This is a genomic window from Neorhizobium puerariae (assembly GCF_042429745.1).
Classification (GTDB): domain Bacteria; phylum Pseudomonadota; class Alphaproteobacteria; order Rhizobiales; family Rhizobiaceae; genus Neorhizobium; species Neorhizobium puerariae.
Genome location: NZ_JBHMAA010000033.1, coordinates 21,857 through 37,327 on the forward strand (window position 1 = coordinate 21,857; position 15,471 = coordinate 37,327).

At 63.1% G+C, this 15,471-nt stretch carries 17 protein-coding genes; 12 read left to right on the forward strand and 5 right to left on the reverse strand.

Features of this window, described 5'->3' with window-relative positions; translation table 11 throughout:
• Window positions 1-2 precede the first annotated feature (2 nt).
• Genes ACFFP0_RS26240 through ACFFP0_RS26255 form a run of 4 tightly spaced genes read left to right on the forward strand, consistent with a single transcriptional unit; the run spans window position 3 to window position 3,692 of the window.
• Window positions 3-1,007 carry an ABC transporter permease gene (locus ACFFP0_RS26240; RefSeq protein ID WP_377265163.1) on the forward strand — a complete coding sequence of 335 codons (1,005 nt, stop codon included), beginning with the start codon at window positions 3-5 and terminating at the stop codon, window positions 1,005-1,007.
• Complete coding sequence (locus tag ACFFP0_RS26245) at window positions 1,004-2,005, forward strand: ABC transporter permease (protein ID WP_377265164.1); 1,002 nt, start codon at window positions 1,004-1,006, stop codon at window positions 2,003-2,005. Before ACFFP0_RS26240 ends, ACFFP0_RS26245 begins: the two co-directional genes overlap by 4 nt.
• A complete protein-coding gene (gene rhaM / locus ACFFP0_RS26250) occupies window positions 2,002-2,322 on the forward strand; it encodes an L-rhamnose mutarotase (RefSeq protein ID WP_377265165.1) in 321 nt (106 codons plus the stop codon). Before ACFFP0_RS26245 ends, rhaM begins: the two co-directional genes overlap by 4 nt.
• Window positions 2,319-3,692: an FGGY-family carbohydrate kinase gene (locus ACFFP0_RS26255; protein WP_377265166.1), complete on the forward strand. Its 1,374-nt coding sequence runs from the start codon at window positions 2,319-2,321 to the stop codon at window positions 3,690-3,692. Before rhaM ends, ACFFP0_RS26255 begins: the two co-directional genes overlap by 4 nt.
• 15 nt (window positions 3,693-3,707) lie before the next feature.
• On the opposite strand, the gene ACFFP0_RS26260 is transcribed toward ACFFP0_RS26255, so the two are convergent.
• Both ACFFP0_RS26260 and ACFFP0_RS26265 read right to left on the reverse strand, forming a co-directional pair.
• Window positions 3,708-5,630 carry a hybrid sensor histidine kinase/response regulator gene (locus tag ACFFP0_RS26260; protein WP_377265167.1) on the reverse strand — a complete coding sequence of 641 codons (1,923 nt, stop codon included), beginning with the start codon at window positions 5,628-5,630 and terminating at the stop codon, window positions 3,708-3,710.
• 22 nt (window positions 5,631-5,652) lie between these two features.
• Window positions 5,653-6,402 (reverse strand): helix-turn-helix domain-containing protein, encoded by a 750-nt coding sequence (locus ACFFP0_RS26265; protein WP_377265168.1) that lies wholly within the window; start codon window positions 6,400-6,402, stop codon window positions 5,653-5,655.
• A 107-nt stretch (window positions 6,403-6,509) separates the two neighbouring features.
• Between ACFFP0_RS26265 and ACFFP0_RS26270 the strand changes: the two genes are divergently transcribed.
• On the forward strand, window positions 6,510-7,241 hold the full coding sequence (locus ACFFP0_RS26270) for a response regulator (RefSeq protein WP_377265169.1): 732 nt from the start codon (window positions 6,510-6,512) through the stop codon (window positions 7,239-7,241).
• Here the strand turns inward: ACFFP0_RS26270 and ACFFP0_RS26275 are convergent.
• Window positions 7,211-7,684: a hypothetical protein gene (locus tag ACFFP0_RS26275; RefSeq protein WP_377265170.1), complete on the reverse strand. Its 474-nt coding sequence runs from the start codon at window positions 7,682-7,684 to the stop codon at window positions 7,211-7,213. The two genes, ACFFP0_RS26270 and ACFFP0_RS26275, sit on opposite strands and share 31 nt — an antisense overlap.
• 241 nt (window positions 7,685-7,925) lie before the next feature.
• Here ACFFP0_RS26275 and ACFFP0_RS26280 point away from each other — a divergent pair, with 241 nt between their 5' ends.
• A complete protein-coding gene (locus ACFFP0_RS26280; RefSeq protein ID WP_377265171.1) occupies window positions 7,926-8,213 on the forward strand; it encodes a hypothetical protein in 288 nt (95 codons plus the stop codon).
• A 138-nt stretch (window positions 8,214-8,351) separates the two neighbouring features.
• Here the strand turns inward: ACFFP0_RS26280 and ACFFP0_RS26285 are convergent, their stop codons facing one another.
• A complete protein-coding gene (locus ACFFP0_RS26285) occupies window positions 8,352-8,795 on the reverse strand; it encodes a baeRF12 domain-containing protein (protein WP_377265172.1) in 444 nt (147 codons plus the stop codon).
• A gap of 141 nt (window positions 8,796-8,936) precedes the next feature.
• Between ACFFP0_RS26285 and ACFFP0_RS26290 the strand changes: the two genes are divergently transcribed.
• The 6 genes from ACFFP0_RS26290 (at window position 8,937) to ACFFP0_RS26315 (ending at window position 14,260) form a co-directional block, all read left to right on the forward strand.
• Window positions 8,937-9,122: a hypothetical protein gene (locus tag ACFFP0_RS26290; protein ID WP_377265173.1), complete on the forward strand. Its 186-nt coding sequence runs from the start codon at window positions 8,937-8,939 to the stop codon at window positions 9,120-9,122.
• A gap of 84 nt (window positions 9,123-9,206) precedes the next feature.
• Complete coding sequence (locus ACFFP0_RS26295) at window positions 9,207-10,037, forward strand: metallophosphoesterase family protein (RefSeq protein WP_377265174.1); 831 nt, start codon at window positions 9,207-9,209, stop codon at window positions 10,035-10,037.
• The gene (locus tag ACFFP0_RS26300) at window positions 10,034-11,200 is read left to right on the forward strand and encodes an ABC transporter ATP-binding protein (protein WP_377265175.1); all 1,167 of its coding nucleotides are present in this window, start codon (window positions 10,034-10,036) and stop codon (window positions 11,198-11,200) included. Before ACFFP0_RS26295 ends, ACFFP0_RS26300 begins: the two co-directional genes overlap by 4 nt.
• Entirely contained in the window at window positions 11,193-12,137 is a 945-nt protein-coding gene (locus ACFFP0_RS26305; protein ID WP_377265176.1) for a carbohydrate ABC transporter permease, read from the forward strand. The genes ACFFP0_RS26300 and ACFFP0_RS26305 overlap by 8 nt, the downstream gene beginning before the upstream one ends.
• Window positions 12,134-12,970 (forward strand): carbohydrate ABC transporter permease, encoded by an 837-nt coding sequence (locus ACFFP0_RS26310; protein WP_377265177.1) that lies wholly within the window; start codon window positions 12,134-12,136, stop codon window positions 12,968-12,970. The genes ACFFP0_RS26305 and ACFFP0_RS26310 overlap by 4 nt, the downstream gene beginning before the upstream one ends.
• A 24-nt stretch (window positions 12,971-12,994) precedes the next feature.
• Window positions 12,995-14,260, forward strand: a complete 1,266-nt coding sequence (locus tag ACFFP0_RS26315) for an ABC transporter substrate-binding protein (protein WP_377265178.1) — start codon at window positions 12,995-12,997, stop codon at window positions 14,258-14,260.
• 70 nt (window positions 14,261-14,330) lie between these two features.
• Here the strand turns inward: ACFFP0_RS26315 and ACFFP0_RS26320 are convergent, their stop codons facing one another.
• Window positions 14,331-15,311 (reverse strand): substrate-binding domain-containing protein, encoded by a 981-nt coding sequence (locus ACFFP0_RS26320; protein ID WP_377265179.1) that lies wholly within the window; start codon window positions 15,309-15,311, stop codon window positions 14,331-14,333.
• Window positions 15,312-15,471: the final 160 nt, after the last annotated feature.

Here is a 15,471-nt window from a genome sequence, read left to right on the forward strand (position 1 = left end):
CCATGAACCGTCTCCTGAAAAACCGCGAAATCCTGCTGGTCGCCATCATCGCGATCATGGTCGCCGCCTTTTCGACCCGGGCGCCGGGCTTTGCATCGCCGGGCAATCTCGCCAACATCTTCAACGACACCTCGATCCTGATCATCCTGGCGCTCGGCCAGATGACCGTGATCCTGACGAAATCCATCGATCTTTCGGTCGCCGCCAATCTCGCCTTCACCGGCATGGCGGTGGCCATGACCAATGCCGCCTATCCGGAGCTGCCGCTGGCGCTTCTGATCGTCATGGCCATCGGCATCGGTGCCTTTCTCGGCGCCATCAACGGTTTCCTCGTCTGGGCGCTGCAGATTCCGCCGATCGTGGTGACGCTCGGCACGCTCACCATCTATCGCGGCATGGCCTTCGTGCTGTCGGGCGGCGGCTGGGTCAACGCCCACCAGATGACGCCGTCCTTCCTCAACATCCCGCGCCTGGCCGTATTCGGCCTGCCGATCCTCTCGTGGATCGCGATCCTCGTCGTTTTCGGAGCCTGGTTCGTGCTGACGCGCCTGCCCTTCGGCCGCGCGGCCTATGCCTCCGGCGGCAACCCGACGGCGGCCGTTTACGCCGGCATCGATATCGGCTGGACGCGCTTCCTCGCCTTCGTTCTATCCGGGGCCCTGGCCGGCCTGTCCAGCTATCTCTGGGTATCGCGCTACGCAGTCGCCTATGTGGACATCGCCGCCGGTTTCGAACTCGACACGGTCGCCGCCTGCGTCATCGGCGGCATTTCGATCGCCGGCGGCATCGGCTCGGTCGCCGGCGCTGTCCTCGGCTCGCTCTTCCTCGGCGTCATCAAGAACGCCCTGCCGGTCATCGGCATCTCGCCCTTCGCGCAGATGGCGATCTCGGGCATCGTCATCGTGCTCGCCGTCGTCTTCAACGCCCGCGCCGAAAAGAAGGCCGGCCGCATCATCCTGCGCGACCGCGCAGCCCAGGACCGGAATATCGGGGAGGTCTCCGCATGAGCGATGTCGCAACCTCGAAACGGGTCATTCCCGACCGTCTCGGCACCCGGACCTCACGCATCCTGTCGAGTTGGGAAGTGCTGCTGTTCGGCGTGGCCGTGCTGATCTTCATCTTCAACTCCTTCGCCTCGCCCTATTTCCTGAACGCCTGGAACCTGTCCGACGCCACCTTCAATTTCACCGAGAAGGCGATGATCGCCTTTGCCATGGCGCTGCTCGTCATCGCCGGTGAGATCGACCTGTCCGTGGCGGCGATCATTGCGCTGGCGTCGACGGCGATGGGGGCCGCGGCCCAGGCCGGCATCGGCACGCCGGGCCTTGTGGCGATCGGCATCGGCGTCGGCCTCGCCTGCGGAGCCTTCAATGGCCTGCTCGTCTCCGCACTGCGCCTGCCCTCGATCGTCGTGACGATCGGCACGATGAGCCTCTTCCGCGGAATTTCCTATATCGTGCTCGGCGACCAGGCCTATGGCAAATACCCCGAAAGCTTCGCTTATTTCGGCCAGGGCTATGTCGCCTGGGTCTTCTCGTTCGAATTCGTGCTGTTCATCGTGCTGGCGATCGCCTTCGCGATCCTGCTGCACGCGACGAATTTCGGCCGTCAGATCTATGTGATTGGCAATAACGAGTTCGCTGCACGCTTTTCCGGCATTTCCGTGGAACGGGTGAAGTTCATCCTGTTCGTGCTGACCGGTCTCATGGCGGGCGTCGCTTCCGTCTGCCTCACCTCGCGGCTCGGCTCGACACGCCCGTCGATCGCGCAAGGATGGGAACTCGAAGTGGTGACCATGGTCGTGCTTGGCGGCGTCTCGATCCTCGGCGGCGCGGGAACGATCGCCGGCGTCGTCATCGCGGCCTTCGTCATGGGGCTCGTGACCTTCGGGCTCGGCCTCCTCAACGTCCCCGGCATCGTCATGTCGATCTTCGTCGGCCTGTTGCTGATCATCACCATTGCCGTGCCGATCGTCGCCCGCCGGATCAAGGAAATGAACCGATGACTTCAGAGAAACACGCCTTCAAGATGAAGCTCAATCCGGGCATGGAGGCCGAATACAGGAAGCGCCACGACGAAATCTGGCCGGATCTGGTCGAGCTGCTGCGCGCTGCCGGCGTCAGCGACTATTCCATCCATCTCGACCGCGAAACGAACACCCTGTTCGGCGTGCTGACCCGGCCGCGCAACCATGGCATGGCAAGCCTGCCGGACCATCCCGTCATGAAGAAATGGTGGGCGCATATGGCGGATATCATGGAAACCAATCCGGACAACTCACCGGTGGCGATCGATCTCGTGACGGTCTTTCATCTGCCATGAGCAAGCCACGGAAAATTGCCGTTCTCGACATCGGCAAGACCAATGCCAAGGTTGTCGTGCTCGATTGCACGACAGGTGCGGAAATCGCAGGGCGCCGCACGCCGAACCGTGTTCTCGCCGGCCCGCCCTACCCGCACTACGATATCGAGGCGCTGTGGTCCTTCGCTCTGGAAGCCCTGGCGGCCTTTGCCGCAGAACCCGGCTTCGATGCGATCTCGATCACCACCCATGGCGCTGCCGCGGCATTGCTGGGTGACGATAGCGGCCTGGCGCTGCCGGTGCTCGATTACGAACATCAATATCCCGCCGACACCCGAAAAGCCTATGCGGCGATCCGTCCGCCCTTTTCCGAGACCTTTTCGCCGGCCCTGTCCGGCGGCCTGAATGTCGGCGCGCAGCTGCATTACCAGAAGAGCGCATTTCCCGAGGAATTCGCCCGGGTACGAAACATCGTGACCTACCCGCAATACTGGGCCTTCCGGCTGACAGGCGTTGCGGCAAACGAGGTGACTTCGCTCGGCTGCCACACGGACCTCTGGAGACCACGCGACGGGACCTATTCATCTCTGGTCGACGCGCTCGGCATTCGCGGTCTGATGGCGCCGGTCCGTTCCGCCTTCGAAGCGCTCGGCCCCGTTCTGCCGGAAATCGCCGAAAGGATCGGCCTTGCGAAACCGGTGCCGGTCCATTGCGGCATCCACGATTCCAACGCATCGCTGCTGCCGCATCTGGTCGGGCGCGAGCCGCCGTTTGCGGTCGTCTCCACCGGCACATGGGTCGTCAATTTCGCCGTCGGCGGCGATCTCGACCATCTCGACCCGAAGCGCGATGCCCTCGCCAATGTGGATGCCTATGGCCGCGCCGTGCCGTCATCCCGCTTCATGGGCGGCCGGGAATTCGAGATACTGACGGCGGAACTCGGCAAGCCCGACCCGCGGGCGGCGCTCGCCGCCATGCCCGAAGTCATTGAAAAAGGCCTGATGCTGCTGCCGAACCTCGCGACGGGCTCCGGCCCCTTCCCCGGCCGGGAGCGGCAATGGATCAACGATGCCGGCGCCTCCGCAAACCAACGCTGGGCCGCCGCCTGTCTCTATCTTGCGCTGATGACCGATACCTGTCTCGGCCTCATAGGCGCGAGGGGACCGGTTCTGGTCGAAGGACCGTTCAGCGCCAATATCGCCTATCTGCAGGCGCTTGCCTCCTCGACCGGCCGCGAGATCATCGCTCTTCCCGGCTCGACGGGGACGAGCCAGGGCGCGGCGCTTCTGGCGGGAACGCCTTCATCCGCAGGCCACAGCTCCCATCGCCTGGAGGGCAGCCTTCCGGGCATGCCCGCCTATCGGGAAAGCTGGCGCCGGCAGCTTGAGTGATTCCGCGCCGGGTTTTCAGTCCAGAAGCAGGCGAAGCCGCGTCGCGAGTTCTCTGGCGGTATAGGGTTTCTTCAGCCAGCTTCCGGACTGGGCAAGCTCGCGCCCGGCGATCGCCGGCTCCGCATAACCCGATGTGAAAAGCACCTTGATGTCGGGCCTTGCCGCCCGCACCTTGTTGGCGAGTTCGTCGCCTGTCATGCCGCCGGGCATGACGACATCGGTGAAGAGAAGCGCGACATCATCGTTGCGGGCGAGCTGGTCGAGCGCTTCCGCACCATTCGCGGCCTCCACCACCTGGTATCCGAAATCCGTCAGGCGCGACACGGCGACACGGCGCACGCGCGGATCGTCCTCGACCACGAGGATCTTCTCGGTTCCACCGGGAATCGCCACTTTCGCAACGCTCTCCGGCCCCGCGGCAGGCCTCATCTCTTCCTTTTGCGCCGCCGGCAGGAAAATCCTGACGCTGGTCCCCTGCCCGAGCTCGCTGTAGAGCTGGATATTGCCGCCCGACTGCTTGGCAAAGCCGTAGACCATGGAAAGACCAAGCCCCGTGCCGGCCCCGACCCCCTTCGTGGTGAAGAAAGGTTCGAAAGCCTTTTCCCTCACGTCCGGCGTCATCCCTGTGCCCGTATCCGTCACGGAGATCAGAACGTAGTCGCCCGTGCGCACATGCGGATACATCTGGGCATAATCGACATCGAGCTTCACCCGGGAAATGTCGATCGTCAGCTTGCCGCCGCGCGGCATCGCGTCCCGGGCGTTGATGGCGAGGTTGAGAAGCGCGTTCTGAAGCTGTGAGCCGTCGACCAGCGCTTCGTTGGAAGCGCCGGTGACGACCGTGCGAAACTCGATCGTCTCGCCCAGCGTGCGCCGCAGAAGGTCCGAAAAGCCGGTGACCAGTTGCCCCACGTCAACAAGTTTGGGATTGAGCGGCTGGCGGCGTCCGAAGGCCAGCAGCTGGCCGGTCAGCTTGGCGCCGTCCTCGGCGGCATCCTGCGCCTCGCGCAGCAGCACGAGCAGTCTTTCGTCCACCAGCCTGTTCTCGATCATTTCGAGATTGCCGCTGATGACGGTCAGGAGATTGTTGAAATCATGCGCCAGACCGCCGGTGAGCTGGCCGATCGCCTCCATCTTCTGCGATTGCCGGAGCTCCTCCTCGATCTTGTGCCGGCTGGTCAGGTCCCGGATGAAGCCGGTGAAGATGCGCTTGCCGCTGGTGACGGTCTCGCCGACCGCAAGCTCCATCGGGAACAGTGTCCCGTCCTTGCGCTGACCGGTCACCACGCGCCCGTAACCGATGATGCGGCGTTCCCCGGTCGTCAGGTAGCGCGAGAGATAGCCGTCATGGGCTTCCCGATCCGGCGACGGCATCAGCATTTTGACGTTGTGGCCGCAAACCTCATCCGAGGAAAAGCCGAAAAGCCGCTCGGCGGCGGCGCTGAAGGATGTGATGATGCCTGTCTCGCTGATGACGACCATCGCCTCGGGCACGGTGTCGAGGATTGAGCGCAGATGCGCTTCCCGCACGGCGAGATCGTTCTGCACCCTCTTCATATCCGTGATGTCGTTGTTCGTCTGGATGACGATGGTCCGTTCGTCTTCCGGAGAGGGGTTGACGGCAACCCAACGGCTGGCAATGAAAATCCGATGGCCGTCCTTGTGCCGGTGAACGACTTCGCCTTCCCAGGAATGCTCGTCCTGGATCTGCCGCCGGATGGCCGCCAGCGGCTCGGGGAATTCCGTTCCGAGAAGCTCGTGGACGATGCGGCCCACGGCCTCCTCCCGCGACCAGCCGTAGAGGCTCTCGCACCCGGCGGTCCAGCGGCTGATGACGCCATCCAGCCCGTGGACGATGAGATTGGCATCGTCGAGAAGGCCGGTGACGGCATCGAGCTGGTTTTCGGCGTCGACGTCGGTATGCGTATTTTCGTTCATATTTCTTCCGTGGGCGGTACCGCTAATGGCGGCGCCGCTCACCATGAACGACGAAATCCCGCCGGCTGTCCTCATATTCATCGCCGTCCCCGGCGAGTTGCGCAAGCGTCGCAGGCTTGATGATCCGGAGCGAATGTCGGCCGGCCGGTGTCAGAACGCCCTTGCTGGTCAGCTTGGTGATCGTGCGGGAGACGGTTTCGATTGTTAGCCCCAGATAGTCGGCCATGTCCAGACGGGTCATCGGCAGATCGACGACGGGCTGAAGGGCGCCGACGGACATTGTCCGCCGCAAATACCCGAGAAGGAAGCTGCAAAGCCGTTCCTCGGCGTTCTTGCAGGACAGCAGGACCATCTGGTCCTGGGCTGCGGCCATTTCATCGCAGACATGGGCGAAGAGCTGCGGACGAAGCTCTTCGGAATCGGCGACGGCCATTTCGAAAGCCTTGCGTGTCAGGCGGCGAACCTTGGTGACGGTGATCGCCTCCGCACTGTAGAGGTAGTTGCTTCTCAGGGAAACTCCGACGATGTCACCCGCATGCAGGAAACCGGTGATGATGCGCCGGCCGTCGGAAATGATGCGGAAGATGCGAAGCGTGCCTTCAAGCACCTCGAAAACGTGCCTGGCCTCGTCGCCTTCGAAGAACAGCGGCTGGCCCGGCGCCAGGTGCTCCACCGGCTGCTTGGCGAAGAGCGAATGCAGGCAACCCTGCTCTTCACGTTCCGCGGCCCTTGCGATCTCGTATCCATGAATGCGATTGCTGGTGAGAAACATGACGCTGCCTCCGTCTTTCGTTGGATGCAGTTGACCGAATCCAGGTAACACGCGAATGCTAGTACTGTTAAACACGGTTCGATTTTGTAACAGACTGTAACAGACCGATGCCTCTGCTTTCATCAAGTCCCGCTCATATTCTGATAGTCGATGACGATCCCCGGATACGGCAAATGCTGACCCGTTATTTCGAGGGAGAAGGATATTCGGTGAGCACCGCTGCCGACGGCGCGGAAATGAAGAGCCAGCTCAGGCAGAAGGCGATCGACATCATCCTGCTCGACCTGTCCCTTCCCGGCGGGCAGGACGGCCTCGACCTCGCGCGCGAAATCCGCAGCCAGTCGGATGTGCCGATCATGATGCTGACCGGACGTGACGACGTTGTGGACCGGATCATCGGCATCGAGATCGGCGCGGACGACTATATCGCCAAGCCCTTTCATCTCCGCGAAGTGCACGCGCGGTTGAAGTCCATCCTCAGGCGCCGCCAGCCGAGCGCGCCAAAAGCGGAAGTGAACGAGGATCGTGTCATTCGTTTCGAGGGCTGGACCCTTAACCTGTCGAGGCGGCAGCTGCTGGCGTCCGACGGCAATGACATCGAGCTCACCACCGGCGAATTCGACATGCTGACGGCGTTTCTGCAGAATGCCGGACGGGTCCTGACGCGTGACTTCCTGATGGATTCCACGAGAGGGCGCCAGCTTGAGGCTTTCGACCGGACCATCGATGCCCAGATCGTGCGCCTGCGCAGGAAGATCGAAGCGGACGCTCGCAATCCGCAATTGATCAAGGCCGTGCGCGGAGTGGGTTACATCTTCACCGGAAAGATCGATGGATGAGCGTCATTCAGGTCGGCGCTCAGATCGCAGACCTGACCGTCATCCCACGGCTCCGACGCCTTGATGATCTCGAGGCTTTGCCAGTCCCTGGCATTCCATTTCCAGAAATGCATCTTCTCGCAGCCCGCCTCCAGCGCGCGATGCTTGATGGCCTCAAAGAGCCGTTTGGCCACGCCCTCCTCGTCCAGCAGGCTGACGGATGCAAAGATCGGTATCTCCAGCCGGCGTCCAAAGGCCAGATGCTCCCTGACGAACAGATGGCATATCCCCCGAAGATAGCCCCTGGCGTCGGCGACCGTCAGCCAGTCGTGACGCAACACAGCCGTCGCCGTCAGGGCCTCCCATGCCTCCAGCCCGAGGCCGGGCATGATTGCCTGAATGACCGCGAAAGCGCGGTAGATATCCGCAGCCCTAAGGGTGCCTGTTTCATAGCCCTCATCCATTTTGCCACCTCGCCAAGAGGCCGCGGACGATCTTTCGCGGCGCCAGCATGCTGAGGCCGGAAAGACTATGTCACCCGATTTTGGAGGCATTGACCGGAGTCAACATGGCCCGTCATCGCTGCAAAACCGGCGAGGCCGGCTTGATGCGCCATACTCCTGCCAATCGTACCGCGACTTGATCTTGGTCACTGACGGCGTCCGAAACAGGAATATCCTCCCTGTGATGGACAAGGAGGCTATCATGACGCTGACACTGAAATCGGGATTTCTTACGTCGTCCGGATACGAGGGACGCCTCATCATGAGCACGGGAGCCGGTGACCAGGTCGTCGTGGTCACCCATGATGCGCTTGCCGCCATCGCCGATCCTCCGCGGGTCGATGAATTCAGGCTGCAGGAATATATTGAAGCCTTCAGCCGGATCGCGAGCGACAAGTTCGACGGCGGCATATTCGATGCGACGGGCCATGTCTGCGTAACGGCCGATGACGTTCGCAAATGGCGCTCGTCTCCACCGCAGCTCCACTGAGGACGCTTCGACATGCATCAATGGAGCGGCCGGCCGGCGCGCATCGATCCGTTGCGCGCCTCCCTTGTTCGTTCCTTCCGGCATCGCGGGCAATCGGCCGCGTGTTCCTGCCCGCCGATCCCTCCCGAACGGATATAATCAGAAAGTCAGGTTCTTCTCGATTTCCTGAATCGGCAGGTTGACGAGATCCTTGGCATATTCCGCCACGACAAGGTGCTTGACCGACGCGGGCATCGCGTGGCGCAGGTCGGCAAGCGCCTTCGGGGGCGCGACGATGAACAGCTTGTGGATATCGTTTTCCGCGCAGATCGTCTCCAGCTTGTGGGCAACCATGGAGGAGAAGCGGTCCTCTTCCAGTTCGTGGAAATCGGTCTGGCCGAGACTGCTGCGATGGCTGCCGGTTGCCGTACGGCCGGGCCTGTCCGTGCCCTGCTCACGGGTGGGGGCATTGTTCGGCGCCTCGATCACCTGCTCGACCTCGAACATGAGCTTCAGGGCCGTGCCCGTGTTGCGCAGGAGAAGAGCCTTTCTTGCATCCGAAACCAGGACCCGGGCATTGTAGGGAATAACTTTGTTGTTCATCACATCATCCTTCTCATGACAGGGATCAGCATAAGTGCCTGGACGGCAAGCCGTTTGATCGGCGTCAATATTCGAGGTTCCCGGCTCCTTCCGCACCCGCGCCTCAGGGGGGACCGCGATTGCCGCGTCCCGCCGGGCGACATGCAGAGCCGTGACGACACCGACGGATACGGCCGATATGGAGCAGATATCGCCGTCATCCACCCCGGACGCATCCGCACTCGGCCGGATGGGCCATCGCGCCGCGGTGATGCCGTGCGCAAGGAATGGCGCGGCCTGTTTTACAATTTTGTGACCGAAATGAAAAACGGGCGGAAAACCCTGTAACCGGCCTGACATGGGATGCCTCTAAAGAGGCTCGCAAACGTGTTCCGCAAGGCTGCGGCCGTTTCAGGACCGGAGGCTGCGCCCGTGAAAATCATTCAGATCACCGACACGCATTTCAGCCCGGACAAGCCGCATTTCAACGGCAACTGGGCTCCGCTGCTCACCTGGATCGAGGATACCGGCGCCGACCTGATCGTTCACACCGGCGATCTCACCGTCGACGGCGCGGACAACGCCGAGGACATCGCCTTCAGCATGGACCTGATGCGAGAGGCATCGATCCCGATGCTCATCGTGCCCGGCAACCACGATGTCGGCCATCTGCCGGGCTCGGAGCAGCCCGTCAACGCCGAACGCCTCAAGCGCTGGCGTGACCTCGCCGGCGAGGACCGCTGGTTCGAAGATACCGGCGACTGGCGCTTCATCGGCCTGAATTCCCTGCTGCTCGGTCATGAGGACAAGGAGGAGGAAGCGCAATTCGAGTGGCTGCGGGAAACGCTCGAAAGCCGCAGGGGCCGCCGGATCGCGCTCTTTGCCCACAAGCCCCTCTTCGTCGACGATCCCCATGAGGGCGATACCGGTTACTGGAGCATCCGCCCGGCCCAGCGCAGGCGGCTCTACGATCTCATCGAAGCCCATGACGTGGCGCTTTTCGCGAGCGGCCACCTGCATTGGGCCTGGCAGGGCCGCTTCGAACGGATTTCGCTCGCCTGGGGACCGGCAGCCTCTTTCGTCATCGACAAGATGGAGCGCGAGATGCCCGGCGAAAGGCTTGTCGGCGCGACCCTCCATACATTCGGCGACGATGTCCTCAGCGAAATCGTCGCCGTACCGGGCATGACGGCGCATATCCTCGACGAGGTCGTGCACGAAGTCTATCCCCGCGCCGTCAAACAGAAGGAGCCGGCCGAATGAGCGCCCTTTCCCTTCGTGGCATCCACAAATCCTTCGCCGGCAACCCGATCCTCAAGGGCATCAGCCTCGATGCGGAGCCCGGTGAGTTCATCGCGCTCGTCGGCCCCTCCGGCTGCGGCAAGAGCACGCTGCTGCGCATCCTTGCCGGGCTCGAAACCGCCGATGGCGGCGAGATCGTCGTCGGCGACCGCGACCTGTCGCCCGTTCCGGCAGCGGACCGCAACATCGCCATGGTGTTCCAGTCCTACGCGCTCTATCCGCATCTCACGGCCGCGCAGAACATGGCCGTACCGCTCGTCATGCGCAAGCTGACGCGCGCCCAGCGCCTGCCGTTCGTCGGTCCGCTCCTGCCGGGCCGGCGGCAGGCCGTGGCGGCGATCAGGCGCGAAGTCCAGGACATGGCGGTCTCGCTGAAGATCGACCACCTGCTCGACCGCAAGCCCGGCCAGATGTCCGGCGGCCAGCGCCAGCGCGTCGCGCTCGGCCGCGCCATGGTCCGCCGGCCGGCGGTCTTCCTGATGGACGAGCCGCTGTCTAACCTCGACGCCAACCTGCGTGTTCACGCCCGCGGAGAGATCGTCGAACTGCATCGCCGCGCCGGCGTGCCGACGCTTTACGTCACGCATGACCAGGCCGAAGCGCTGTCGATGGCGGACCGGGTCGCGGTCATGATCGGCGGCTCGCTGCTGCAGCTTGCCTCGCCGCAGGTGATCTACGACGATCCCGCCCATGTCGAGGTTGCCCGCTTCATCGGCCAGCCGCGCATCAACCTCTTCCCGTCGCAGGTCGGCGCCGATGCCACCGTTGCGCTCGGCGGTCTCCACCTTCAATTGCGGGAAAAACTGGCTGCAGGAACACCCGTCACCATGGGCATCCGGCCGGAATTCGTCCATGTCAGCCGCAGCGGACAGCATGGCCTGCCCGGACGCATCGACCGCATCGAATTCCTCGGTTCCGAGATCATTCTCTACTGCCGCCTCGATGCGATCGGCGAAACCATGATCGCCAGGCTTGCCCCGGCCGAAGGCGCCGGTCTTGCCTCGGGCATGCCGGTGCGCCTCGATTTCCCGGCCGAACGGCTTTTCGCCTTTGCCGCCGATGGCCATCGCCTCGCGTCCACGCCCGTGAGCTCCGATGCGGTGCTGGAGACGGCCCATGGCTGAGATCGCTGAGGCAGCCGCGCTTCGCGCTCCCATTGTTTCTTCGTCGGCTCATGCGGCGGCCGCCGGCAGGCACGAGAGCCGGACCGCCTGGCTCCTTTCACTGCCGGCGATCACCCTGCTCTTCGTGTTCATCCTTCTGCCGGTCGCAGCCGTGATCACGCTCGGCTTCACCGATTACGAACTCGGCTATTCGGGTTTCCGTTTCGTCGGTTTCGACAACTACGCCGACCTGTTCGCCAGCCGCACCTTCCGCCGTTCGCTGTGGAACACCGCCGTCTACACCGGGATTGTCGCGCCGGTCTCGATCTTCATGGCGCTCGGCCTTGCCATGCTGATCGAAAGCGAGGGCATCGGCCGGTCCTTCTTCCGCACCGCCTATTTCCTGCCGGTCGCTTCGCTGCTCGTCGCCATGGCGACAGTCTGGCAGTACCTGTTCCATCCAACGATCGGCCCGGTCAACGCCATGCTCGCGCTTGCCGGCATCAAGGGGCCGAACTGGCTCGGCGCCTCGGCCTATGTGCTCTACGGCCTGTCGATCATCGGCATCTGGCAGTCGGTCGGCTTCAATCTCGTGCTTTTCCTCGCCGGACTGACGGCCATCCCCCGCGAGCTTTATCAGGCCGCGCATGTGGATGGCGCACGTTCCGCATTCGACCGCTTCCGCCTGGTCACCTGGCCGATGCTCGGGCCGACGACGCTTTTCGTCACCACGATCAGCATCATCAACGCCGTGAAGGTGTTCGAAACGGTCAAGACGCTGACGGAAGGCGGTCCGAACAAGGCGTCCGAAGTGCTCCTCTTCACCATCTACCAGGAGGGCTTCGTCTATCTCAAGGTCGGATACGCCTCGGCGATGACGGTCGTCTTCCTCATCATCCTGGTCGTGCTGATGTTCCTGCAATACCGCATCCAGGACAGGCAGGTGCATTACACATGAGCACCCGCACCCTCACTCCCGGCCGCATCCTGCGCCTGTCGATCCTGAGCTTCGGCGCGCTGATCTTCCTTGCGCCCTACATCTTCATGATCTCGACCGCCGGCAAGGAGCAAAGCGAGATTTTCTCCTCGTCCCTGTCGCTGATCCCCCAGCAGTGGTCCTACGTTCAGAACTTCACCAAGGCGCTGACGCGCGTCTCCATGACGAGGCTGCTCCTGAACGGCGTCATCGTCTGCGGCCTGATCTTCCTCCTGCAGGTGCTGATCGCCATTCCCTGCGCCTATGCGATGGCGAAGCTGAAATTCCGGGCCGCGCGGGCGATGATGGTGCTTGTCATGCTCGGCCTGCTCGTGCCGATCCATGCGACGGCGCTGCCGATCTATGTCGCCTTCGACCGCATGGCGTTGCTGAACAGCTATTTCGCGCTCGTGGCTCCTTTCACCATCTCGGTCTTCGGCATCTTCCTGTTCCTGCAGTTCTTCCGCGCCATGCCGGACGACCTCATCCATGCCGCCCGTCTCGACGGCATGTCGGAACTCGGCATCATCGGCCGCGTCATCGTGCCGAATGCCTGGCCGGCGATCACCGCCTTCGCGATCTTCTCGGTCGTCGCTCACTGGAACGATCTCTACTGGCCGCTGATCGTCGTCTCGAACCAGGCCTATGCGACGCCGCCGCTCGGCCTCCTCTATTTCCGTGCCGCCGAGGCGGGGGACGATTACGGCGCCCTGATGGCCGCCACGCTCATCATCACCTTCCCCCTCGTCGCCGCCTTCCTGGCCGCGCAGAAGCGCTTTGTCGAGGGCATTACCATGACCGGTCTCAAGGGCTGACCGGCGCAACCAGGAGAACATGCGATGAAGCATATCACCAAGATCCTCGCCGCCGCGACGATTGCCATGACGGTGTCGCTTCCGGCCCATGCCGAAACGACATTGACCGTACATTATCCGATGCCCGGCTTCTTCAAGGACGTGATGGACACGATCTCGAAGAAGTTCATGGAAGAAAACCCGGACATCAAGATCCAGTTCGCCAATCCGTCGGCCACCTACGAAGAAGGCATCCAGCTCATCATGCGCCAGGCCGGCACGGCGGAAATGCCGGACCTGACCTTCATCGGCCTCAACCGCCTGCGCATGGTCAACGAGCGCGACATCCCGGTCGATCTCGGACCGTTCGTCGCCAAGGAAGGCAACATGGCCGAGAAGGGATTTTCGGACAACATCCTGCGTCTCGCCCAGGTGAAGGGCAAGCAGGTCGGCCTCGCCTTCGCGACCTCCAACCCGATCATGTATTATAATGCCGACTTGGTGAAGGCCGCCGGCGGCAACCCGGACAGCCCGCCGAAGACCTGGGACGAAGTCGTCGCGCTCGGCGCCAAGATCAAGGCTCTCGGCAACGGCGTCGAAGGCATCGACTTCCGCTGGCAGGGCGACGACTGGATGTTCTCGGCCCTTCTTTTCGGCGCGGGCGGCAAGATGCTGGCCGACGACGAGAAGTCCGTCGCCTTCAACGGCCCGGAGGGACAGAAGGCGATCGAAGTGCTCGATCGGCTGGTCAAGGAAGGTGGCCTGCCGGTCTTCACCGCCCAGGCCGGCGAACAGGCCTTCTTCGCAGGCAAGGTCGGCATCGAATTCAAGACCACCGGCGCGCTGCGCAACACCATCAAGAATGTCGGTGACAAGTTCGACCTGCGCACCGCCCAGATACCGCTGATCGATCCGGTGAACGGCAAGCTGCCGACCGGCGGCAATGCGGTCGTCATCCTGACCCGCAATGCCGAAAAGCAGGAAGCGGCCTGGAAATTCGCCAAGTTCGCCGCCGGCCCCTATGGTGCGTCCGTCGTCGTTCCCGGCACCGGTTATGTCCCGAACAACGAACTTGCCGCCAAGTCGCCGGAATATCTCGGCGATTTCTACAAGAAAAACCCGCTGTTCGTCGCCGGCCTCAGCCAGATGAACCGCATGGTTCCCTGGTATGCCTTCCCCGGCACCAACGGCGTGAAGGTGACGCAGGCAATCGTCGAGAACCTGTCCCGCGTCGTCGAACAGACTGCAACTCCCAAAGAGGCGCTCGAAGACGCGGCTTCGGAAGTCGAAAGCCTGCTGCCGCGCAGCTGAACCCCCATTTGACCAGGGCTCCGAGGGCCGCCGTTTCCAACCGGAGACGGCGGTTTTCATGTGCGATACATCAGATGGCGCGCACCGTGCCGCCGCGCCGGAGCATGTGAGCCACGCTCAGATGGCGGGCAGGAGCTGCGTTCTCCGCCATGTCGAGCAGCAGCGACGCCGCGGCCGCTCCCATGCTGGCATCCGGCATTTCGATCGTCGTCAGGGGCGGGTCCATAAGGCGACCGATCGCAATACCGTCGAAACCGGCCACCGAAACGTCCCCGGGCACGGAAAGCCCTTCCCGCCTCAGGGCGCCGATGACGCCAAGCGCCAGCAGATCGTTGGAGGCGATGATGGCGGTCGGCGAAAAAGCCGTCAGCGCGGCGCTGAGATCGAGCTGGTCGTACACGCCGACAAAAGGAATCTCCATGGCCCGGATCGGTGAAAGGCCGTGTCCGGCCATGGTCTCCCGGTAACCCTCGTAGCGATGCTGCGCGCGGTCGGAAGCCGCGAAATTGCCAGATACGAAAAGGATGCGGCGATGCCCGAGGTCGATGAGCATCTCGGTAAGCTCGCGCCCGGCGCCATGATTGTCGGCCGTCACGGCAGCGGGAAACAACGATGTCGGCATGTTGTTGAGAAGAACGGTCGGCGGCAGCGACGGAAGCAGCGCGGCGCTGCTGGCGGGATTGCAGACGGTCAGGATGAGGCCGGTAGGCTGGTCGTTCAGGAGCGACGCAACCGCATCCGCTTCGCGGGCCGGATCGTAATCCGACTGGGCGATGAGCACGCCATGCCCCGCGACCAGCATCCGGTTTTGGATGCTGGAAAGCGACGAGGCGAAGACCGGATTGGTGATGCTGGGGATCAGCACCCCGATCACCGGGCGCCTGCCCAGCTTGCCGCCCGCCGGCACGGCGGGACGATAACCGAGTTCGGCCGCCGCCCGCCGCACCTTGCGGACCATCAGATCGCTGACGGCCCCATTGCGATTGAGCGCCCGGCTGGCGGTCGCAAGCGAACATCCCGCTCTCAATGCCACCTGCTGCAACGTGGTCATGGAAAAGGATACCTTTCTCATCGCCGGACCGCTTCGGCCCGGTAGCAAGAGGTTTCTTCCTCTCCGCATGTAAAAGATTTATGTCAGCGCCGGCTGCGCGGCCTGAACGCCGCCGCCTCCCTCCAGGCGCCAGTCGAGCCATCCGCCCGAAGGGTAACTT